This is a genomic window from Achromobacter sp. FW305-C-13 (assembly GCF_058783475.1).
Genome location: NZ_JBYSYN010000001.1, coordinates 2499956 through 2520742 on the forward strand (window position 1 = coordinate 2499956; position 20787 = coordinate 2520742).

The 20787-nt window shown below is 63.1% G+C and carries 17 protein-coding genes and 1 tRNA gene; 6 read left to right on the forward strand and 12 right to left on the reverse strand.

The features are described from left to right. The first annotated feature begins 33 nt into the window (after window positions 1–33). Genes AC3WMU_RS11305 through AC3WMU_RS11315 form a run of 3 tightly spaced genes read left to right on the forward strand, consistent with a single transcriptional unit; the run spans window position 34 to window position 4173 of the window. Complete coding sequence (locus tag AC3WMU_RS11305; protein WP_006226983.1) at window positions 34–1314, forward strand: TRAP transporter large permease; 1281 nt, start codon at window positions 34–36, stop codon at window positions 1312–1314. A 30-nt stretch (window positions 1315–1344) separates the two neighbouring features. Beyond that, a complete protein-coding gene (locus AC3WMU_RS11310) occupies window positions 1345–2361 on the forward strand; it encodes a TRAP transporter substrate-binding protein (protein ID WP_280027937.1) in 1017 nt (338 codons plus the stop codon). Window positions 2362–2391: 30 nt separating this feature from the next. Then, window positions 2392–4173, forward strand: coding sequence for an IlvD/Edd family dehydratase (locus tag AC3WMU_RS11315; RefSeq protein WP_492282338.1), 1782 nt, complete (start codon window positions 2392–2394; stop codon window positions 4171–4173). Here AC3WMU_RS11315 and AC3WMU_RS11320 read toward each other — a convergent pair. The 12 genes from AC3WMU_RS11320 to leuC form a co-directional block, all read right to left on the reverse strand. Further along, complete coding sequence (locus AC3WMU_RS11320; protein ID WP_052017931.1) at window positions 4136–5122, reverse strand: alpha/beta hydrolase; 987 nt, start codon at window positions 5120–5122, stop codon at window positions 4136–4138. The genes AC3WMU_RS11315 and AC3WMU_RS11320 overlap by 38 nt on opposite strands. A gap of 191 nt (window positions 5123–5313) precedes the next feature. Continuing rightward, complete coding sequence (locus AC3WMU_RS11325; protein WP_492282339.1) at window positions 5314–5679, reverse strand: YbaN family protein; 366 nt, start codon at window positions 5677–5679, stop codon at window positions 5314–5316. A 62-nt stretch (window positions 5680–5741) separates the two neighbouring features. Further along, window positions 5742–6458: a tetratricopeptide repeat protein gene (locus AC3WMU_RS11330; RefSeq protein WP_035213977.1), complete on the reverse strand. Its 717-nt coding sequence runs from the start codon at window positions 6456–6458 to the stop codon at window positions 5742–5744. 320 nt (window positions 6459–6778) lie between these two features. Then, a tRNA-Val gene (locus AC3WMU_RS11335) sits at window positions 6779–6855 on the reverse strand. Window positions 6856–6998: 143 nt separating this feature from the next. Continuing rightward, the gene (locus AC3WMU_RS11340; protein WP_006226989.1) at window positions 6999–7676 is read right to left on the reverse strand and encodes a phosphoribosylanthranilate isomerase; all 678 of its coding nucleotides are present in this window, start codon (window positions 7674–7676) and stop codon (window positions 6999–7001) included. Between the two features lie 66 nt (window positions 7677–7742). Then, window positions 7743–8840: a TRAP transporter substrate-binding protein gene (locus AC3WMU_RS11345; protein ID WP_006226990.1), complete on the reverse strand. Its 1098-nt coding sequence runs from the start codon at window positions 8838–8840 to the stop codon at window positions 7743–7745. A gap of 53 nt (window positions 8841–8893) precedes the next feature. Further along, window positions 8894–9703 carry a tRNA pseudouridine(38-40) synthase TruA gene (gene truA, locus AC3WMU_RS11350; protein WP_492282340.1) on the reverse strand — a complete coding sequence of 270 codons (810 nt, stop codon included), beginning with the start codon at window positions 9701–9703 and terminating at the stop codon, window positions 8894–8896. Window positions 9704–9706: 3 nt separating this feature from the next. Beyond that, on the reverse strand, window positions 9707–11569 hold the full coding sequence (locus tag AC3WMU_RS11355; RefSeq protein WP_492282341.1) for a type IV pilus assembly protein FimV: 1863 nt from the start codon (window positions 11567–11569) through the stop codon (window positions 9707–9709). A 257-nt stretch (window positions 11570–11826) separates the two neighbouring features. Further along, the gene (asd, locus tag AC3WMU_RS11360) at window positions 11827–12957 is read right to left on the reverse strand and encodes an aspartate-semialdehyde dehydrogenase (protein WP_006226993.1); all 1131 of its coding nucleotides are present in this window, start codon (window positions 12955–12957) and stop codon (window positions 11827–11829) included. Between the two features lie 232 nt (window positions 12958–13189). After that, on the reverse strand, window positions 13190–14266 hold the full coding sequence (gene leuB, locus AC3WMU_RS11365) for a 3-isopropylmalate dehydrogenase (RefSeq protein WP_492282342.1): 1077 nt from the start codon (window positions 14264–14266) through the stop codon (window positions 13190–13192). Window positions 14267–14297: 31 nt separating this feature from the next. After that, window positions 14298–14948 carry a 3-isopropylmalate dehydratase small subunit gene (gene leuD / locus AC3WMU_RS11370; protein WP_006226995.1) on the reverse strand — a complete coding sequence of 217 codons (651 nt, stop codon included), beginning with the start codon at window positions 14946–14948 and terminating at the stop codon, window positions 14298–14300. Between the two features lie 26 nt (window positions 14949–14974). Next, complete coding sequence (gene leuC / locus AC3WMU_RS11375; RefSeq protein WP_006226996.1) at window positions 14975–16378, reverse strand: 3-isopropylmalate dehydratase large subunit; 1404 nt, start codon at window positions 16376–16378, stop codon at window positions 14975–14977. 515 nt (window positions 16379–16893) lie between these two features. On the opposite strand from leuC, the gene AC3WMU_RS11380 reads away from it, so the two are divergent. The 3 genes from AC3WMU_RS11380 to AC3WMU_RS11390 are packed head-to-tail and all read left to right on the forward strand — an operon-like array spanning window position 16894 to window position 20787. Further along, window positions 16894–18399, forward strand: coding sequence for a TolC family outer membrane protein (locus AC3WMU_RS11380; protein WP_006226997.1), 1506 nt, complete (start codon window positions 16894–16896; stop codon window positions 18397–18399). A 26-nt stretch (window positions 18400–18425) separates the two neighbouring features. Further along, on the forward strand, window positions 18426–18638 hold the full coding sequence (locus AC3WMU_RS11385; RefSeq protein ID WP_006226998.1) for a hypothetical protein: 213 nt from the start codon (window positions 18426–18428) through the stop codon (window positions 18636–18638). Continuing rightward, window positions 18622–20787, forward strand: a complete 2166-nt coding sequence (locus AC3WMU_RS11390; RefSeq protein ID WP_424626406.1) for a type I secretion system permease/ATPase — start codon at window positions 18622–18624, stop codon at window positions 20785–20787. Before AC3WMU_RS11385 ends, AC3WMU_RS11390 begins: the two co-directional genes overlap by 17 nt.

Consider the following 20787-nt stretch of genomic DNA (forward strand, 5'->3'; position numbering starts at 1 on the left):
GCCCCTTCCCCCCATCCCGCCCGGACACCCGCAATGATCCTGACCGTTTTCCTGCTTGTGCTGCTGGGGCTGATCGCCCTGGGCATGCCGATCGCGTTCGCCTTGCTGCTCAGCGCGCTGGCCATGATGTTCCAGCTGGACTTCTTCGACACCCAGATCCTGGCGCAGAACATGCTGTCAGGCGCCAACAGCTTCACCCTGATGGCGGTGCCGCTGTTCATGCTGGCGGGCGAACTGATGAACGCGGGCGGCATTTCGCGCCGCATCGTCAACCTGGCCAACGCATTCGTCGGCCATATCCAGGGCGGGCTGGGCTATGTCGCCATCTTCGCCAGCGTGCTGCTGGCCTCGCTGTCGGGCTCGGCCGTGGCGGACGCCGCCGCGTTGGGTTCGCTCCTGATCCCGATGCTGCGCGAGAAGGGCTATGAGGCCGGCCAGGCCTCTGGGCTGATCGCGGCTGGCGGCATCATCGCCCCCATCATTCCGCCTTCCATTTCGTTCATCATCTTCGGTGTTGCCACCAATGTATCCATCACCAAGCTATTTTTCGCGGGCATCGCGCCCGGGCTGATGATGGGCCTGACGCTGATCGCGGTGTGGGCGTGGGTGGCGCGCAAGCACGGCAGCATCAAGCCGTCGCCGCGCGTGCCGTGGGCCAACCGGCTGAAGGCGCTGCGCGATTCGCTCTGGGCGCTGATGCTGCCCGTGATCATCATCGGCGGCTTGCGCGGCGGCATCTTCACGCCCACGGAAGCCGCAGTGGTGGCCGCGGTCTATGCATTGCTGGTCAGCCTGTTCGTCTACCGCGAGATCGGCGTGCGCGACCTGGGCCGGCTGTTCGTCAACGCCGCACGCACCACGGCCGTCGTCATGTTCCTGGTGGCAGCCGCCATGGTCTCGTCCTACATGATCACGCTGGCCGACATGCCGCAGGATTTGATTGCCCTGCTGGAGCCGGTGATGGACCAGCCCAAGCTCCTGATGTTCGCCCTGCTGATCCTGTTGACGCTGGTGGGCACTGTCATGGACCTGACGCCCACCATCCTGATCCTGGGCCCGGTGCTGATGCCCGTCGTCGTCAAGGCAGGCATCGACCCCGTCTACTTCGGCGTCATGTTCGTCATGGTGGGCAGCGTTGGGCTGCTGACCCCGCCGGTGGGCACGGTGCTCAACGTGGTCTGCGGCGTGGCCCGCATCAATATGGAAACCATCTGCAGGGGCGTGTGGCGCTACGTGGTCGCCTACACACTCTTGCTGGTCCTGCTGGTGATCTTCCCTGAACTGATCACCGTACCCGCACGTTGGATGCACTAACGGCATAGAGAAACCCCAAGGAGGAGCACCATGATCACCCGATTCAAAACCCGTCTACTTGTGCTGGCGACCGCGCTGTCCTGCGCGGTTGCCGGCGTGGCCGCCGCGGCGGACGTCAAGCCCCGCCTGATCCGCTTCGGCTATGGCCTGAACGAAGAAAGCGTCCAGGGCCGCGCCGCGCGTTTTTTGGCGCAGGAACTGGAGAAAGTCAGCGGCGGAAAACTCAAGATGAAGACCTTCGGCTCGGCCAACCTGGGGTCCGACGAACAGATGCAAGGGGCGCTGGCCGGCGGCGCCCAGGAAATGATGGTGGGTTCCACCGCCCCGCTGGCCGGCATGGTCAAGGAATTCGGCGTGTTCGACCTGCCCTTCCTGTTCAACAGCGAAAAGGAAGCCGATGCGGTGCTGGACGGGCAGTTGGGCCAGGACCTGCTGAAAAAGCTGGAAGCCCGCGGGCTGGTCGGCCTGGTCTATTGGGAGAACGGCTTTCGCAACATGACGAATTCCAAGCGCCCCATCAACCGCGCCGAAGACATGCAAGGCATCAAGCTGCGCGTCATGCAGAACCAGATCGCACTTGGCGTCTTCAACACGCTGGGCGCAAACGCCGTCCCCATGCCGTTTTCCGAACTGTTCACCGCGCTCGAAACCCGTACGGTCGATGGTCAGGAAAACCCGATCACCACCATCCAGAGCAGCAAGTTCTACGAAGTGCAGCCCTATCTGACGATCTCCCGCCACGTCTACACCCCCTGGGTCGTGCTGGCTTCCAAGAAATGGTGGGACACGCTGTCGCCCGACGAGCAGAAGCTGATCCGCCAGGCCGCCGCCGCATCGCGCGACTTCGAACGCAAGGACAGCCGGGCAGATTCCGCCAAGGCCATGACGACGCTTGAACAGGCCGGCATGAAGATCAATACGATCAGCCCCGAGGAAGTGGCCCGCATGCGGCAGAAGGTGCAGCCCGTCGTGGACAAGTACACGCAGGAACTCGGACCCGAGCTCATCAAGCAGCTCAATGACGAGATCCAGAAGGCGCGCAACTAGCGCCATCCCACCGAAGCAAAGCGAGCCTCCATGTCCCAGACACCCCGCAAGTTGCGTAGCCAGAAATGGTTCGACGACCCCGCGCACGCCGATATGACGGCGATCTACGTCGAGCGCTATCTCAATTACGGCCTGACGCGACAAGAGCTGCAATCCGGACGGCCGATCATCGGCATCGCCCAGACAGGCAGCGATCTGGCGCCCTGCAACCGCCATCACCTGGCGCTGGCCGAGCGCATCAAGGCGGGCATCCGGGACGCGGGCGGCATCCCGATGGAGTTCCCCGTGCATCCGCTGGCCGAACAAGGCCGGCGGCCCACAGCCGCGCTGGACCGCAACCTGGCCTATCTGGGCCTGGTCGAGATCATGCACGGTTACCCCTTGGACGGAGTGGTGCTGACGACCGGCTGCGACAAGACCACTCCCGCCTGTCTGATGGCCGCCGCCACCGTCGACCTGCCCGCCATCGTTCTGTCGGGCGGCCCCATGCTGGACGGCTGGCACGACGGCCAGCGCGTGGGCTCCGGCACCGTCATCTGGCACGCGCGCAACCTGATGGCGGCCGGCAAGCTGGACTACGAAGGCTTCATGACGCTGGCCACCGCATCCTCGCCTTCTGTCGGCCACTGCAACACCATGGGCACGGCGCTGTCGATGAATTCACTGGCCGAAGCGTTGGGCATGTCGCTGCCCACCTGCGCCAGCATCCCCGCGCCCTACCGCGAACGCGCCCAGATGGCCTACGCCACCGGCATGCGCATCTGCGACATGGTGCGTGAAGACCTGCGACCGTCCCACATCCTGACCCGGGAAGCCTTCGAGAACGCCATCGTCGTGGCGTCCGCGCTGGGCGCCTCCACCAACTGCCCGCCGCATCTGATCGCAATGGCCCGGCATGCCGGCATCGACCTGAGCCTGGACGACTGGCAACGGCTGGGCGAAGACGTGCCCTTGCTGGTCAACTGCGTACCGGCCGGCGAATACCTGGGCGAAGGATTCCACCGTGCGGGCGGCGTGCCCGCCGTCATGCATGAATTGCTGGTCGCAGGGCGCCTGCACGGCGACTGCCCCACGGTGTCCGGCAAGACCATCGGCGACATCGCCGCAGCCGCCAAGACCCACGACGCCGACGTCATCCGCAGCTGCGCCGCGCCCCTGAAACACCGCGCGGGCTTCATCGTGCTGTCCGGAAATTTCTTCGACAGCGCCATCATCAAGATGTCTGTCGTGGGCGAAGCGTTCCGCCGCGCCTACTTGTCCGAGCCGGGATCGGAGAATGCTTTCGAAGCCCGCGCCATCGTGTTCGAAGGGCCCGAGGACTACCATGCCCGCATCGAAGACCCCGCGTTGAACATCGACGAGCACTGCATCCTGGTCATCCGCGGCGCAGGCACCGTGGGTTACCCCGGCAGCGCCGAGGTCGTCAACATGGCGCCGCCCTCGCACCTGATCAAGCGCGGCATCGACTCCCTGCCCTGCCTGGGCGACGGCCGGCAAAGCGGTACTTCGGCCAGCCCGTCCATCCTGAACATGTCACCCGAAGCTGCAGTCGGCGGCGGCCTGGCGTTGCTGCGCACGGGCGACAAGATCCGCGTGGACCTGAATCAGCGCAGCGTGACCGCCTTGGTGGACGATGCGGAAATGGCCAGGCGGAAACAGGAACCCGGCTACCAGGCACCGCCTTCACAAACCCCGTGGCAAGCGCTGTATCGGCAGCTGGTCGGCCAGTTATCGACGGGAGGCTGCCTGGAACCGGCGACGCTTTACCTGAAGGTCATCGAGACGCGGGGCGATCCCCGGCATTCGCACTGAGCGGCCCGAAAAATCCGTTGAATGCAGCCCATTCGGTAAACAGGCCCGGCCACGCGTGCACGCGCGTGCCGGGCTTGCCCAAGCCCCAGCCATGCTTGCCTTGGGGAAAAATATGCATCTCGGTCGGCACGCCCGCCGCGCGCAGCGCATTGAACATCAGCAAGCTGTTGTCCACGGGCGAGATTGGATCGTCCTGTGCCTGCGCCAGGAAGACGGGCGGCATTTGCGCCGTCACCAAATGGTCCACTGAAAACGCCGCGCTCTGTGCCGCCGTCGGGTGTTCGCCTACGATTTCCCGGCGCGCATGCGTATGGTCGAATGGCGGCATGAAGGTCAGCACCGGGTAGATCAGCCCCGCAAAATCGGGCCGGGATGACAGGCTATCCGCCGTGTCCACCGGGGCGTATCGTGCCACGGCTGCCGTGGCCGCCGTGAAGCCGGCCAAGTGTCCGCCCGCCGAAAACCCGATCACCCCGATGCGCCCGGTATCCAAGCCGTATCGCCCCGCCACCGAACGGATCAGGCGCATGGCGCGTTGGCCATCCTGCAGCGGCGCTTCAGCCGGCCAATGCTCGCCCGGCAACCGGTAGACCAGTTCAAACGCGGTCACGCCTTGGGCCTGCAGCCACAGGCAGGTCGGCGTGCTTTCCGAGCCGCGTTCGATGTGCGCATACCCGCCCCCGGCGATCACCAAAGCGGCGCTGCCATTGGGTTGCGCCGGCCGATAGACGATCAGCCGCGGCCGGGACACCTGTGTGACCGAGCCCTTGGCGCTGACCTTTTCCGGCCCATCGGGCCCCCGGCCTTCAGGGCGCCGATTGCCCGGCCAAAGATCCAGGGTTTCCTGGGCAGTGGATTGACCTGCCGCCAGGGCGGACGAAGGGCTCGCCCACCCGAAAGCCGCACCGGACATTGCGGCAAATAGAAGTTCCCGACGCTTGTTCACCATGAATGATCCTTGCCGGCTGATAGCGCGACAGGAACGACGCGCGGCAACTTGAACAGCCTTGCTGCGGCCCATTACATCAGAGAAGCCGCGGATTCCGGCACTGGAATTCCGACGCAACGGTTTCGGCGCGTTACGCCTTGCGCCAGTCTTTCAGCCGCGTCTCAATCGCCTGAATATGCGCTAAATAGGGATCAGGATTTGGGCGCCGGACGGCTCAACACATACGCCGCGCTGGCGATGAAAAACAAGCCGACGCCCACGGCCAGTGGCCAGGACGGATGGGCACTCCACCAGAACACCACGTAGCCGGCGGCCATGCCCAGGCAGGCATAGGTCTTGCCCTTGCGCGACACCGCGCCCTGTTCGCGCCAGGTGCGCAACGCCGGTCCATAGGTAGGACTGTCCAGCAGCCACTTTTCCAGGCGCGGAGAGGACCGCGAAAAGCAGCCCACGGCAAGAATCAGGAAAATCGTCGTCGGCATGACCGGCAGAAATGCGCCGATGACGCCCAATGCCAACATCACGCAGCCCAACGCCAACCACAGAGCTTTCATCATGATGGTCAGCAGAATATCGCAAATGCCGGGCTTGGACCGGGGTGATTGACGCAGCCCAAGGGCTACGTCCGGGGTTCGGGCATTTTTGCGCGCAGCATGTCCATGAACTTTGGCCCCGGCGAGCCGCCGGCCGCGCGCGCCTTGACGACCATCGCCCAAGCTTGGTCGTATTGCCCCCGCCAGTAATAGGCCGTTGCCCAAGAGGAATACAGGTAGCCCTTGTTGGGCTCGACGGCTTCGCCTTTTCGGTACCACGCGTCTGACCGGGCGGTTGCCGCCACCCGGGCCTCGGGCGGCAACGTCTTGTCCTCCGCCGCGCAACGGGCCGCAATACGCCCGGCATCCGCGTATATGCCCTGAAACGTGGGGGGATCATGGCTGATCGCCTGATCCATCATGCTCATGGCTTGGCAATACTTGCCTTGATCATGCAGAACCGCCGCAAAGCCCGTATACACCTCGGGATTATCTGGGTTCAGCAGCCATGCCTGATTGAAGCGACGCATGGCCATGCCAAGTTGATCTGCCTGATAGAAACGATATCCCTGCGAGACCCAGGCTTTTGAAGCATTGTCGGCAGAACCGAATGCCTGGGTGGCGTCGGCGATGAGTTTCTTGTCGCTTGCCTGCAGTTCCGCCGCCGCCGCCCGATCCATGCCACCATACATCGGCAATTCATCGATACGCGGCTGCGCCGCTTTTTCCGGCGGCGGCTTGACCGCGCAGGCGGCCAGCAGCAGGCCGGGGATCAAGAGCATCGCCTTTAGAGATTTATGCATGGTTTGGCTGGGGTGGAGTCTATCCGGACCATATCAGATAAATTCCGGAATCGGGATGGGCGCGCTTTTTGCAGGGAATGGCCCGCATTGATACGCCTTTATGCCGCATGAAAATAATATGGGTCGTTCCCCATTCCAAATTGCAGCGACTGCGATCCGAAATATTTTTGGCGCACAACAGCTCGCGGAATATTCACGCTAGAAAACCCATACCCAAGCAACAGCTCCGGTTTACATTCCGCGCGCCAATGCAAAAAGCCGCGAAGTCTAGGACTTTCGCGGCTTTTAAGACAGTGCTTGGCACTGCTTTGCAGGAATTCTGGTAGGCGGTATTGGGTTCGAACCAACGACCTCCACGATGTCAACGTGGCGCTCTAACCAACTGAGCTAACCGCCTGCAAAGAAGAAGAATTATATAGTGCTTTTTTGAACTGTGCAAATCGTCTTGAAGAACTTTTTGCTGTTTTCATTGCGTTTGAAGTGCTGCTTTAAAAGCGTTGCTTTAAGCATGCGCTGGTGCTTGAAACCACCGCCAAAACCTCACCCGCCTGCACTACTTTTTCCCTTCAATTTCGTGTCCGCTGCATGTGCTGCATCAACGAAGAACGAGATTCTATCAGAACTTTTTATTCCTTGCTCGACTTCGACGCCACTACTGACATCGACCCCCCAGGGCCGTACCAACTCGATGGCCTGGCCGACGTTTTCGCCGTTCAATCCGCCCGACAGGATCAAGGGCCGCGACACCGGATCGGCACGCACTTCATCCAGCAAGGCATAGTCGAATCCGTGACCGCTGCCTCCGTATCCGGCGCTGTAGCTGTCGAACAGCCACCCCGCCGCCTCGCCATAGGCGCGGCAGCTGGCAGCCAGGTCTTCCGCGGTGTCCAGGCCCGGCGCGCCCGCGCGGAACGCGCGCAGGAAACGGTGGCCGTAGCGGCCGCAATCCTGCGGCGTCTCGTCGCCATGGAACTGCAGCAGTTCGGGGCCGACCTGATCCAGCACGGCCTGCACGTCAGCGGGGTCCGGGTTCACGAACAGCGCCACGACGTCCACAAACGCCGGCACCGTGCGCCGCAGTTGCGCGGCCCGCGTCGGCGTCAGGCAGCGCTTGCTCTTGGCGTAGAAGACAAAACCGATCGCATCGACGCCCGCCGACACGGCGGCTTCGATGTCTTGTTCGCGGGTCAATCCGCAGATCTTGATGCGTGTGCGCATGAAACTCATCACTTATGTCGCCCAACGCGACGTGCCGGTTCAGTATATCCGGCGCGCCGCGTGCGTTCAGGCGGCCGGCTGGCCCAGCGTGGCGATCAGATTATCGAAACTGCCTTCGGCCACGCGGAACCACGGCACCTCCTTGTCCCGGAAGGCCGTCATGCTTTCGTACAGTTTCTTGAACATCGGGTCCTTGGCGCCCATCTCTTTATAGGCGGCCAGCGAGGCTTCGTAGCACGCTTGCAGGACAGGCTTGGGAAACGCCTTCAGTTGCGCGCCGCGCGACACCAGCCGGCGCAGGGCATCCGGGTTGCCGGCGTCGTACTTGGCGATCATGTTGCCTGTGGCCATCCGGCAGGCCAGCGCCAGCGCGGATTGATAGGGCTTGGGCAATTCGTCGTACGCATCCTGATTCACGTACAGCGACAGTTGCAAGGTGCCCGCCCACCATCCCGGAAAGTAATAGTTCCGGGCGACTTTATAGAGCGCCAGGCTTTCGTCGTCATGGGGGCCAATCCACGCAACGGCGTCTACCGTTCCGTCTTCCAGCGCGGCATAGGTATCCGAGACCGGCACCTCGACCGGCGTCGCACCCAGCCGCGACAACACGTGCCGGGCGAACCCGCCCGCCTTGACCTTCAAGCCGCGCAGGTCATCCAAGGTCTTGACCTCGCCGCGGAACCAACCACCCATCTGCGCCCCGGTGTAACCACAGGGGAAATTCAAGATGTTGTATTTATCGAAAAGCACGCGCGTCAGCGCCAGGCCTTCGCCTTGCGTCATCCAGGCATTCATCTGCCGGGTATTCAGGCCGAACGGCACACCGGCGTCGAAACACAGCGCGGGATCCATGTCGAAGTACCGGGTCGACGCGGTATGGCCGCAGTCCACCACACGGTGCTGCACGGCTTCCAACACCTGGCCGGGCTGCACCAGATCACCGGCGGGGAAGATCTCGATGTTGAAGCGCCCGTCGGTGACTTCAGCCACATACCGCGCAACGTCCTCCGCGCCCGCGAACAGCGTGGGCGATTCGTTCGGAAAGCTGGACGCCAGCCGCCACGACACGGTGGGCGCTTCCTGCGCGAAGGCCGGAGCCGCCAACGCAGCGCTACCTGCGGCGGCGCCCAAGGCAGTTTGCTTCAAAAACGCGCGGCGTTGCATGGCAAAAACCTCCAAGTGGGCGCGGGAAACGCGCCTTGGGTTACGGCGCTTTCTTAATAGGTCTGCGTGAATGGCGACAGCAACAACGACCCGCCGTCCAACTCTTCCAGGCCGAATTCAGTCGGATAATCAATCGCGGACAAATACAGGCCATCCGGCGAAAACGTGGGCGCGCCGAGCTTGCGGTCGCGCCAGGACAACAACTGCGCCATCCAATCCACGGACTCCCTGCCCTGCCCGATCTGCAACAACGCGCCCATGATGTTGCGCACCATGTGATGCAGGAACGCATTGGCCTTCAAGGTGAACACCAGGAAGGGCCCACGCTCTTGGATGTCCAGCCGGTGCATATGACGCACCGGATGCTTGGCCTGGCATTGCGAAGACCGGAAGCTGGAGAAATCGTGTTCGCCCAGCAGCGCGTTCGCGGCGGCCTGCATGGCCGCCACATCCAGCGGCTGAAAGCACCAGCCCGCCCTGCCCGCCCATAGCGCCGGCCGGACCCGGCCGCGCCACAGCAAATACACGTAGGTGCGGGCGCGCGCGGAGAATCGCGCATGGAATTCGTCGGACACCGACTGCGCCCACTGCACCGAGATACTGGGAGGCAGAAACGCGTTCACGCCCCGTACCCAGGATTCCATGCGGCGGTCCAGCGTCGTGTCCAGATGGACCACCTGCATCGCGCCATGCACGCCGGTATCGGTGCGACCGGCGCAAATCGTGGGAACGACACCTTCCACACCACAAAAACTGGCCAGGGCGGATTCCAGCGTGTCCTGCACCGTCTGCCGGTGCGGCTGCGTCTGCCAACCCTGCCAAGCGGAGCCGTCATACGCCAGCCCCAATGCAACTCTAGACATTATTCAAACCCGTGGACCGCTGACTCGGCGCGGTTCGTCCGTGGGCGGTTCGTCCAGGTCGAGATTGATCGTATCGAGCTTGCGGTTCAGCGCTGCCGTGTCCAGCGCAGGCTCGTTATAGGCGTACGTTTCCTCGTCGTCGTCCCCGCGCCGGGCGCCAGCACGGCGCAGCAGCCAGGCGATAGCGAATGCGATCAGCGCCAGCACGGCGGTGACGATGACGAGCAGATTATCGGCAAGCCAGCTGGGCATGCCGGAAGTCAGGTCTTTGGCGTTGGTAGGAGCAGTGCCCACCGGCTTGTCGGCAGAGGACGCACCGGGCGTGCCGGCTGCGCCTGGCGCGCCCGCTGCACCCGGAGTACCTGCGGCGCCAGGAGTACCGGCTGCACCCGGGGCGCCTGCCGCGCCCGGAGTACCCGCTGCGCCCGAGGTACCTGCTGCACCCGACGTACCTGCTGCGCCCGAGGTACCTGCTGCACCCGACGTACCTGCTGCACCCGACGTACCTGCTGCACCCGGAGTACCTGCTACACCCGGAGTACCTGCTGCACCCGGAGTACCTGCTACACCCGGAGTACCGTCTGCGCCAGGAGTACCTGCGGCACCCGACGCACCTGCCGTGCCCGAAGTACCTGCGGCGCCCGAAGTACCTGCGGCACCGGAAGCACCTGCGGCACCCGGAGTACCTGCAGCACCCGGAGTACCTGCGGCACCCGGAGTACCTGCAGCACCCGAAGTACCTGCGGCACCCGAAGTACCTGCAGCACCCGAAGTGCCTGCGGCACCCGAAGCACCAGCGGCACCCGCTGCGCCACCGGCCCCGGCAGCACCCTGCTGGGCGACGGCCTTGTTCAGGTCGTCCACATTGGTCTGCAACTGACTCACCCGGCTTTCCACGTCTTTCATGGCGCGCTCAGACGAGGTCCTGGCATCGGCTTGCGCTTCCGCTTGCGCGGAGGCACTGTCCTGCGCCTGGCCGGTGGACAGGCGGACGCGGTCTTGCGTCGGCGCGGCGCTGGCCACGCCCGTGTCGCCCGGTCGGGCGACGGTGCCCGATGCCGCGTCCTGGCCTTTCACCACCGACGGATTGGCACCCGCAGCAGCGCCAAGCCGTGCACGGTACTTGGCAAATGCCTCGGCATGTTCATTGAAAATACGGCGCGCTTCCGCGGGATCGATCGCTCGGACCGTTGCCGCATCCGGAATATTCAGCTTTTGCCCGGCGCGCACCAAATTCATATTGTTCTGGATGAACGCTTCTGGGTTGGCGCGCCACAGCGCAACCAGCATCTGGTAGACAGAGGCATTGGGCACGGCATTGCGCTGGGCGATGGCGAAAAGGTTGTCGCCCGACTTCACATTGACGGAACCCGCCGTGCCGCCCGCGCGCGCCGTTGTGCCGACCGCGGCTGGCGTCACATCGGCGCCGGTGCCGCGCAAGGGCACCAGCACGCTGACCTGCACCTGACGCTGCCCGGAACTGGAACTGATATCCAGCAGCAAGTCCACTGCCCCGCTTGCCGGAGGCTGCGTGCCGCGCACCCGCAGATTCTTACGCGTGCCGTCCAGCCCGTCTTCGACCCTGACCACCATGCTGGCAAGCGGCACCGGCGGCTTCAGGCCCGCGCGTTCCCAGGCGGCTTCGTCCGCCACCTTCACCTTCAGTGAAGCAACTTCGTCGGGCGTCAGTTCCTGCAACCCCACTACGGCCTGCAAGGGCGCACCCGGCACGGACACGACACGCGAATGCCCCACGCGCATGGCCAGCGCCGAACTGCACATGCTCGACCCTATCGCCAGGGCGATCGCCCATTGAAGGGTTTTCAAACGGCGGGCATGCTTCACGTGGCGCGAACGCTGGGTCATAAGCTGGAATTCCGTTCTTGTAGTCGAATTACGGGCTAGAGCCCGTTCGCACCAGTTAAGCGAGAACAGGCCTCAATTCACCGGAAAAGTGTAATGGATGACGCGCATTTCACAAACCTGAAAGGCGCATTGGCGTTGGCTCGCGGGCACATCCACCACACTGCTTTGACGATTGCATAAACATCAAGGGCACCCGCAGGTGCCCTTGTTTGCCAAACCGTAAGATCAGGCACCCAAACGGGGCGCCCGAAACGGCATCAGGCTTCGGCCAGCGCGATGCGCAGCATGCGGCGCAGCGGCTCGGCAGCGCCCCACAGCAGTTGGTCGCCCACCGTGAAGGCGCCCAGGTACTGGGAACCCATCGACAGCTTGCGCAGACGGCCCACCGGGATATCCAGCGTGCCGGTCACGGCAACCGGGGTCAGTGCGGAAACGGTTGCTTCCTTGGTATTCGGAATGACCTTGGCCCATTGCGTGCCTTGGGCGATCAGCGCTTCGATTTCGTCCAGCGGCACATCGCGCTTGAGCTTGATGGTCAGCGCCTGGCTGTGGCAGCGCATCGCGCCGATGCGCACGCACAGGCCGTCGATCGGGGTCGGAGCCGTACCGAAAGCGGCGCCGCGGCCCAGGATCTTGTTGGTCTCGACTTCGCCCTTCCACTCTTCCTTCGACATCCCATCGCCCAGGTCCTTGTCGATCCAGGGAATCAGGTTGCCGCCCAGCGGCACGCCGAAATGTTCGTGGGGCAGCGCCGGATCCTTCTGCTTGGCCAGCACGCCGCGGTCGATTTCCAGGATGGCCGACGCGGGGTCGTTCAGCAGGGGCTTGACCGCCTGGTTGATTTCACCGAACTGGGTCAGCAGTTCGCGCATGTGCTGCGCACCGCCACCGGATGCAGCCTGGTACGTCATGGTGGTCATCCATTCCACCAGGTCGTTGTTGAACAGGCCGGCCAGGCCCATCAGCATGCAGCTGACGGTGCAGTTGCCGCCGATGAAGTTGCGCACGCCGCGCTTGAGCGCCGCGTCGATCACCGGGCGATTGACCGGGTCCAGCACGATGATGGCGTCGTCGGCCATGCGCAGGGTGCTGGCCGCATCGATCCAGATGCCATTCCAGCCCGCGCCACGCAGCTTCGGGTAGACCTCGGACGTGTAATCGCCACCTTGCGCCGTCACGATGATCGGCAGTTTTTTCAGAGCATCAATATCGTAGGCATTTTGCAACGGACCTGCGCCTTCGGCCCAAGTGGGCGCGGCGCCGCCAGCGTTGCTGGTGGAAAAGAACACCGGTTCGATCAGTGCGAAGTCGTTCTCGTCGCGCATGCGTTGCATGAGCACCGAGCCGACCATTCCGCGCCAGCCGACAAGGCCTACTGCTTGATTCATTTCAATCGCTCTATAAAGGTGGAGACAAGGTCTGGGGTAGAAAAAACGTGCAATTCAACAATTTATCAGAATGCACGCATTGATGTTGCAGCGCAGCTTTAAAAAATAGGGGCCGCAAGATGCGGGCCCGCCTTTCGCAGCGCCGTCGCAACACGACAAAAAGGGCCGCCTTGCGGGCGGCCCTTGGAAACCGAGGGGCTGCGCCGCAAGGGCGCGCCCCTTGCCAGGCAAATCAGGCCAGGGCTTTGAGTACCGCGTCGCCCATGCCTGCCGTGCCGACTTTCGTCGTGCCCGGCTCGAAGATGTCGGCGGTGCGCAAGCCGTCAGCCAGCACGCGGCGCACGGCGGCTTCGATGCGGTCGGCCTGCGGCGCCAGATTCAGCGAGTAGCGCAGCAGCATGGCCGCCGACAGGATCGTTGCCAGCGGGTTGGCGATGCCTTGGCCGGCGATGTCAGGCGCGGAGCCGTGGCCGGGTTCGTACAAGCCTTGGCCGCCGGCATTCAGCGAGGCGGACGGCAGCATGCCGATCGAGCCAGTCAACATGGCGGCTTCGTCCGACAGGATGTCGCCGAAGAGGTTGCCCGTGACGATGACGTCGAATTGGCGCGGGTTGCGCACCAGCTGCATCGCGGCGTTGTCGACGTACATGTGCGACAGCTCGACGTCGGGATATTCGCGCGCCACCTCAATGACGATATCGCGCCAGAACTGCGAGGTTTCCAGCACGTTGGCCTTGTCCACGCTGCACAGCTTCTTGTTGCGCTTGCGGGCCGATTCGAAGCCGATGCGCGCGATGCGGCGCACTTCGGATTCGGCGTAGCGCATCGTGTCGTAGCCTTCGCGTTCGCCCGTGAAGGCGCCGTCGGGCGACGAACGCACGCCGCGCGGCGTGCCGAAATAGATGTCGCCGGTCAGTTCGCGAATGATCAGGATGTCCAGGCCGGACACGATCTCGGGCTTGAGGGACGAGGCGCTGGCCAGCTCGGGATACAGGATGGCGGGACGCAGGTTGGCGAACAGGCCCAGCGCCTTGCGCAGGCCCAGGATGGCTTGCTCAGGACGGAATTCGCGCGGCAGGCTGTCGTACTTCCAGTCGCCCACGGCGCCGAACAGCACGGCGTCCGATTCCTTGGCCAGGTTCAGCGTGGCCGGCGGCAGCGGGTGCTCGAACTGGTCGAACGCGGCGCCGCCCACGGGGGCCTGCTTGATGTCGAAGGACACGTCCAGCGCATTCAGGACGCGCACGGCCTGTTCAACGATTTCCGGGCCGATGCCGTCACCCGGCAAGACTGCAATGTGGTGGGTCATTTAAGAAACGATCCTGTGGTCAGAATGGGATTCAGGCGATGGGACGGCTTTCCAGCCAGGGATGGCGGGCCAGGCGCTCGGCCTCGAAGGCGCGGATCTTGTCGGCATGGCGCAAGGTCAGGCCGATGTCGTCGAAACCGTTCAGCAGGCAATACTTGCGGAAGGGTTCGATGTCGAAGCCCATCGCGCGGCCGTCCGGGGCAATCACGACCTGGCGGTCCAGATCGATGTTCAGCTTGTAGTTCGGGAAGGCTTTGACTTCGTCGAACAAGCGCGCCACTTCCAATTCGGACAGCACGATCGGCAGCAGGCCGTTCTTGAAGCTGTTGTTGAAGAAGATATCGGCGTAGGACGGCGCGATGATGGCGCGAAAGCCATACTGCGTCAGCGCCCAGGGCGCGTGTTCGCGGCTGGAGCCGCAACCGAAGTTCTTGCGCGCCAGCAGCACCGAGGCGCCCTGGTAACGCGGTTGGTTCAGCACGAAATCCGGGTTCAGCGGACGCTTGCTGTTGTCCATGCCGGGTTCGCCGTGATCCAGGTAGCGCAGCTCGTCAAAGAGGTTCGGGCCAAAACCCGTGCGCTGGATGGACTTGAGGAATTGCTTGGGAATGATGAGGTCCGTGTCGACGTTTTCGCGATCGAGCGGAGCCACCAGGCCTTCGTGAGTGGTAAATGCTTGCATGATGTCGGTACTCGGGGCTGATTCGCTTAACGGAACGTGCGGACGTCGACGAAATGGCCGGCCACGGCAGCGGCGGCAGCCATGGCGGGGCTGACCAGATGCGTGCGGCCGCCCTGACCCTGCCGTCCTTCGAAATTGCGGTTGGACGTGGAGGCGCAACGTTCGCCAGGTTCCAGGCGGTCGGCGTTCATGGCCAGGCACATCGAGCAACCGGGCTCGCGCCATTCAAAGCCGGCTTCGATGAAGATCTTGTCCAGGCCTTCGCGTTCGGCTTGCTGTTTGACGAGGCCCGACCCCGGCACCACCATCGCCTGGCGCACGTTCGAGGCCACGCGCTTGCCGCGCGCCACGACGGCGGCCGCGCGCAAATCTTCGATGCGCGAGTTGGTGCAGGAGCCGATGAACACGCGGTCCACACGGATATCGGTCAGCGGGGTATTCGGCTTCAGGCCCATGTACTCCAGGGCGCGTTCCATGCCGCTGCGGCGCACATCGTCCTTTTCGCGATCGGGGTCCGGCACGCGGGAATCCACCGGCAACACCATTTCAGGCGAAGTGCCCCAGGTGACTTGCGGCTTGATGTCGCGCGCGTTGACTTCGACCACGGTGTCGAACTTGGCGCCTTCGTCCGTGTGCAGGGTGCGCCAGTATTTGACGGCCTGGTCCCACACCACACCCACGGGGGCAAACGGGCGGCCGCGGAAGTATTCGACGGTCTTGTCGTCCACCGCCACCATGCCCGAGCGCGCACCGGCTTCGATCGCCATGTTGCAGACCGTCATGCGGCCTTCCACGGACAGCGCGCGGATGGTGCTGCCCGCGAATTCGATGGCGTGGCCGGTACCGCCGGCCGTGCCGATGATGCCGATGATGTGCAGGACGACGTCCTTGGCCGTACAGCCGAAGGGCAATTCGCCTTCCACCTTGATCAGCATGCTCTTGGCTTTCTTCATCAAGAGCGTCTGGGTCGCCAGCACGTGCTCGACTTCCGACGTACCGATACCAAAGGCCAGCGCACCCAGCGCGCCGTGCGTGCTGGTGTGCGAGTCGCCACAGACGACGGTCATGCCGGGCAAGGTCGCGCCCTGCTCCGGGCCGATCACGTGCACGATGCCCTGGCGCAGGTCATTCATGCGGAATTCGGTAATGCCGTACTTATCGCAATTGGTGTCCAGCGTATCCACTTGCAGGCGGGATACCGGGTCATCGATACCCTGGGCGCGATTGATCGTCGGAACGTTGTGATCCGCGACCGCCAGGTTGGCGCCCGTGCGCCACGGTTTGCGCCCGGCAATCGCCAAGCCCTCGAACGCCTGCGGGCTGGTGACTTCGTGCAGCAGGTGGCGGTCGATATAGAGCAGACAGGTGCCGTCTGATTCCTGATGGACGATGTGGGCGTCCCAGAGTTTGTCGTAAAGGGTTTGGGCCATGGATGCGCTCTGCAAATAGACAATCCGGCTCGTGCCTCGCGCGGTTGAAAAGCAAATCGCCCCCGCGCCGGCCACTGCGGCATGTAGGAATTATGCCCAGGGTCTGAACCTAGTACAACTGCACCATACATACTAGTACCAACACTACCATGTTCGTTACGGAATCTGTCCCCTCAATCCGACGTTCGCGCGTGTCAAACACTGTGGGAAATTAATCACGCTTCAACCTTTGGTTAAAGAAAATAGATACAAAATTATCAAAACGATATAATCCAGTTTCACTATGCCTGACCCTTATTCGAAATAATGCGCAATAAAACGTATTAATGAAAAAAGGGGCAGGTATATGTCGTGAAGTTCGTGCAAATTCAGTGCTTTTAGGTGATGTTGCGCGAAGAAATCTCATGGCCCACCCGTTGCATCCAGCAAGACTTTACAAATCTTGACTCGAAGAATATGACATTTGCATACAACATGTCGGCCATTCAATCCAACCTGACTCGCGAATAATCACTATGGCTTCGTTTTTGCTCAAAAGCACGACTTCGATAATTGCCCTGGCCTTTGTTCCCGCTGCCTTTGCGCAGACCGCAGCGCCCGCCGCCGCCCCTGCCGACGGCCAACCCGCAGTGACGCTGAACCAGATCGTTGAACAAACGCTGCTCAGCAATCCCGAGATCCAGGCCAAGTACCACGATTTCCAAGCTTCGCTGGAAGGCCAGTCGGTGGCCCGCGGGGCGTTTTTCCCGCAGATCAATGCGCAAGGTTACGTGGGCCGGGAATACCGGAACAACGTGCCGGGCGTAGGTTCGCAGAACTGGAGCCGTCCTGGGTACAACGTCGAATTGCGCCAACTGATATTTGACGGTTTCCGCACCAGCAACGACGTCAAACAAGCCGGTTTTGACAAGCTGGCGCGCTTTTACGACGTGCTTGCCACCAGCGACTCCACGGCTTTTGCCGCCGTTCAAGCCTATATCGACCTGCAGCGCTACCGCGACATGGAATTGCTGGCTCGGCAGAACTATTCGCTGCACGAGCAGACAATGAAACAAATCGGCGAACGCACGGAATCCGGTGTAGGACGCCGGGTCGATCTGGAACAAGCGGGTGGCCGTCTGTCGCTGGCCCAGACCAACTTGATGACGGAAAGCGCCAACCTGCTTGACGTGCAGCAACGCTTCCAGCGCGTGACCGGTGCCCTGCCCCCTGAAGCCCTGCAGCCGACGCCCGAAGTCGGCGACAAGCTGCCGGTCAAGCCCGGCAACTTCAATGATTCGCTGCGCCGCAATCCCAGCTTCCTGTCCAAGCAAGCCGGGCTGCAGGCCGCTGAAGCGGGCGTGTCGTCGTCCAAGGGCGCGTTTTCGCCGAAGTTTGAATTCGTGGCCTCCACGGGCCGCGACCAGAACGATCCCACGCCGCAGAGCCGCGACATCCAGAGTTCCAGCGTCCAGGTTGTCATGAGCTACAACCTGTACCGCGGCGGCGCCGATTCCGCCCGCGTGCGCCAGACCGCCGCGCAATCCTATGCCGCGCGGGATATCCGCGACTACACCTGCCGCAACGTGCAGCAAGACCTGGCCGTGGCCTGGAACAACATTGTCAGCCTGAGCCAGAAGCTGCCTTTCCTGCGTGACCACGAAGTGGCCACCACCAAGGTGCGTGATGCCTACGCTCAGCAGTTCCAGATCGGCCAGCGTTCGCTGCTGGACTTGCTGGACACCGAAAATGAACTGTTCGAATCGCGCCGCGCATTGACCAACGGCATCTATGACCTCAAGCTTGCGCAATATCGCTGGCTGGCGCTGTCGCACACGCTGCTGCCGGCGCTGTCGCTGCAACCCGCGCGCAACGAGATGCCTGAGGAAAACGGCAAGCTTGTGGTAACCGACGAAGTGATCAAGCTTTGCAACTCGACGGTTCCCGATGCTGCCCGCCTGGCTCCGGTGCGCGTCCAATATAACGAAGGCACGCTGCCGCCCACGCTCGTGCCGCTGAACGCGCCCAACACCAAACCCTGACCGGGGTTGGGTCGCAAGGAGGCCGTATGACGCCCCAGGGCAAAGAATTTTCGCAGTTGGACGCGGACTTTGTCCGCGTCCTGGAAGACCTGATCGACGCCTTGATCGCCAATGGCACCTTGCGCATGACGGACCTGCCTATCCAGGCACAACAAAAACTCTCACAGCGCAAGCAGCAACGCGCGCGCCTTTCGGAACACCTCGACCTATTGGATGACGAAGATGGACAAGTTATCTGAAAAGGCCGCTCGGGAATGGCGTGCCGACGCTCGTGCGGCGCACGATGATCCACTGCTGGATTGCCTGGTTGAAATCACGCGCCTGCACGGCGTGACGGCAACCGCCCAGGCGCTTTCCTCAGGCCTGCCCCTGGAAGAGCACCGCCTGACCCCTGCGCTGCTACCGCGCGCCGCCGCGCGCGCGCAACTGTCGGCGCGGGTGGTAAAGCGCACGCTGGAGAGCATTTCCCAGGACCTGTTGCCCGCCATCCTGCTGCTGCAAGGCGAACGCGCCTGCCTGCTGCTGAAAAAGGAAGACGGCAAATATGTGGTCAGCCACCCCGAACTGGGCGGCAGTTCCGTTGAAATGACGCCCGAAGCCCTGGCCGCGCAGTACACCGGCCTGGTTTGCTTCGTGCGTCCGCAGTTCCGCTTTGACGCGCGGGCCCCGGAAGTCGCCAAAGTGCGCGAGCGCCATTGGTTCTGGGCCGCCATCATGGAAAACCGCCGCCTGTACCGCGACGCGTTGATCGCCGCCCTGCTGATCAACATCTTCGCCATGGCGATGCCATTGTTCACCATGAACGTGTATGACCGCGTGGTGCCCAACAATGCCGTCGAGACCCTGTGGGTCCTGGCGATCGGCATCACCCTGGTCGTGATTTTCAACATGATCCTCTCCACCGCGCGTTCTCACGTGGTGGATAGCGCCAGCAAGCGGGTCGATGTGCGCCTGTCCGCGCAGATCATGGAACGCGTGCTGGACTTGCGGATGGAAGGCCGGCCCGTATCCGTAGGATCGTTCGCGGCCAACCTGCGATCTTTTGAGTCCATCCGCGATTTCATCGCGTCGGCCACTATCACCACGCTGGTCGACCTGCCGTTCATCGTGCTGTTCCTGGCCGCCCTGGCCTGGATCTCACCGTGGATGATCCTGCCGCCCCTGGTGGCCATCGTCCTGATCCTGCTGGTGTCGCTGGCCGCGCAAGCGCGCATGGAAGCGCTGACGATGGCCTCTTTCCAGGCCAGCTCGCAACGCAACGCGACACTGGTGGAAGCGCTGACCGGCCTGGAGGCCGTCAAGACCCTGAATGCCCAAGGTTCGATTCAGCGCAACTGGGAACGCGCCACCGAGTTCATCGCGCAAACGGGCGGCAAGCTCAAGCTGATCTCTTCGTCCACGGTGGGCTTCGTGCAGGCCGTGCAGCAACTGGTGTCGATCGCCGTCGTGATCATCGGCGTGTACCAGGCGCAGGAATCCGCCATGTCCATGGGCGGCATCATCGCCGCGTCCATGATCGCGGGCCGTTGCCTGGCCCCGCTGGGCCAGGTGGCGGGTTTGCTGATGCAATATCAGAATGCCCGTACCTCGCTGGGCTCGATCGACAACTATATGAAGCTGCCGATCGAACGTCCCGCCGAAGCTGAATTCCTGCATCGGCCGGTATTCCACGGCGGCCTGGAATTCCGCGACGTGACCTTTACCTACCCCGGCAGCACGCAGCCGGTGCTCAAGAAGGTGTCGTTCAAGCTCAAACCCGGCGAAAAGGTCGGCATCATTGGCCGCATTGGTTCGGGAAAGACCACGCTGGAGAAGCTGGCGCTGGCGCTGTATCAACCCACCGAAGGCGCCGTGTTGCTGGACGGCGTGGACGTGCGCCAGATCGACCCGGCCGACGTCCGCCGCGCGATCGGCCACGTGCCGCAAGATCCGACGCTGTTCTACGGCAGCCTGAAGCACAACCTGGCCATGGGCGCGCCCTATGCGGACGACGCCAGCATCCTGGCCGCCGCTAACCTGGCCGGCGTCACGGATTTCGCCAACCTGCACCCCAACGGGTTCGACATGGTGATCGGTGAGCGCGGCGAATCGCTATCGGGCGGCCAGCGCCAATCCGTCGCTGTCGCGCGCGCCCTGATCAACGATCCCCCCATCCTGCTCTTGGACGAACCCAGCAGCAACATGGACCACCAGAGCGAAGCCCAACTGCGCAAGCGGCTCGGCGAAGCCAGCGCGACCAAGACGATTCTGCTGGTCACGCACCGCACCGCACTGCTGGACCTCGTCGACCGCCTGATCGTGATCGACAACGGTCACATCGTGGCTGACGGCCCCAAGGAGCAAGTTGTCGAAGCACTGCGTCAGGGACGCGTCGGACGCGGGAGTTAA

Bases quoted from the DNA above. Each gene is read 5' to 3' on its own strand.
- AC3WMU_RS11380 (WP_006226997.1), top strand. From the start codon at position 16,894: ATGGCTTCGTTTTTGCTCAAAAGCACGACTTCGATAATTGCCCTGGCC.
- AC3WMU_RS11315 (WP_492282338.1), top strand. From the start codon at position 2,392: ATGTCCCAGACACCCCGCAAGTTGCGTAGCCAGAAATGGTTCGACGAC.
- AC3WMU_RS11340 (WP_006226989.1), bottom strand. From the start codon at position 7,676: ATGCGCACACGCATCAAGATCTGCGGATTGACCCGCGAACAAGACATC.
- AC3WMU_RS11385 (WP_006226998.1), top strand. From the start codon at position 18,426: ATGACGCCCCAGGGCAAAGAATTTTCGCAGTTGGACGCGGACTTTGTC.
- AC3WMU_RS11345 (WP_006226990.1), bottom strand. From the start codon at position 8,840: ATGCAACGCCGCGCGTTTTTGAAGCAAACTGCCTTGGGCGCCGCCGCA.
- leuC (WP_006226996.1), bottom strand. From the start codon at position 16,378: ATGGCCCAAACCCTTTACGACAAACTCTGGGACGCCCACATCGTCCAT.
- AC3WMU_RS11330 (WP_035213977.1), bottom strand. From the start codon at position 6,458: ATGCATAAATCTCTAAAGGCGATGCTCTTGATCCCCGGCCTGCTGCTG.
- AC3WMU_RS11310 (WP_280027937.1), top strand. From the start codon at position 1,345: ATGATCACCCGATTCAAAACCCGTCTACTTGTGCTGGCGACCGCGCTG.
- leuB (WP_492282342.1), bottom strand. From the start codon at position 14,266: ATGACCCACCACATTGCAGTCTTGCCGGGTGACGGCATCGGCCCGGAA.
- AC3WMU_RS11355 (WP_492282341.1), bottom strand. From the start codon at position 11,569: ATGACCCAGCGTTCGCGCCACGTGAAGCATGCCCGCCGTTTGAAAACC.
- leuD (WP_006226995.1), bottom strand. From the start codon at position 14,948: ATGCAAGCATTTACCACTCACGAAGGCCTGGTGGCTCCGCTCGATCGC.
- AC3WMU_RS11305 (WP_006226983.1), top strand. From the start codon at position 34: ATGATCCTGACCGTTTTCCTGCTTGTGCTGCTGGGGCTGATCGCCCTG.
- AC3WMU_RS11325 (WP_492282339.1), bottom strand. From the start codon at position 5,679: ATGATGAAAGCTCTGTGGTTGGCGTTGGGCTGCGTGATGTTGGCATTG.
- AC3WMU_RS11390 (WP_424626406.1), top strand. From the start codon at position 18,622: ATGGACAAGTTATCTGAAAAGGCCGCTCGGGAATGGCGTGCCGACGCT.
- asd (WP_006226993.1), bottom strand. From the start codon at position 12,957: ATGAATCAAGCAGTAGGCCTTGTCGGCTGGCGCGGAATGGTCGGCTCG.
- truA (WP_492282340.1), bottom strand. From the start codon at position 9,703: ATGTCTAGAGTTGCATTGGGGCTGGCGTATGACGGCTCCGCTTGGCAG.
- AC3WMU_RS11320 (WP_052017931.1), bottom strand. From the start codon at position 5,122: ATGGTGAACAAGCGTCGGGAACTTCTATTTGCCGCAATGTCCGGTGCG.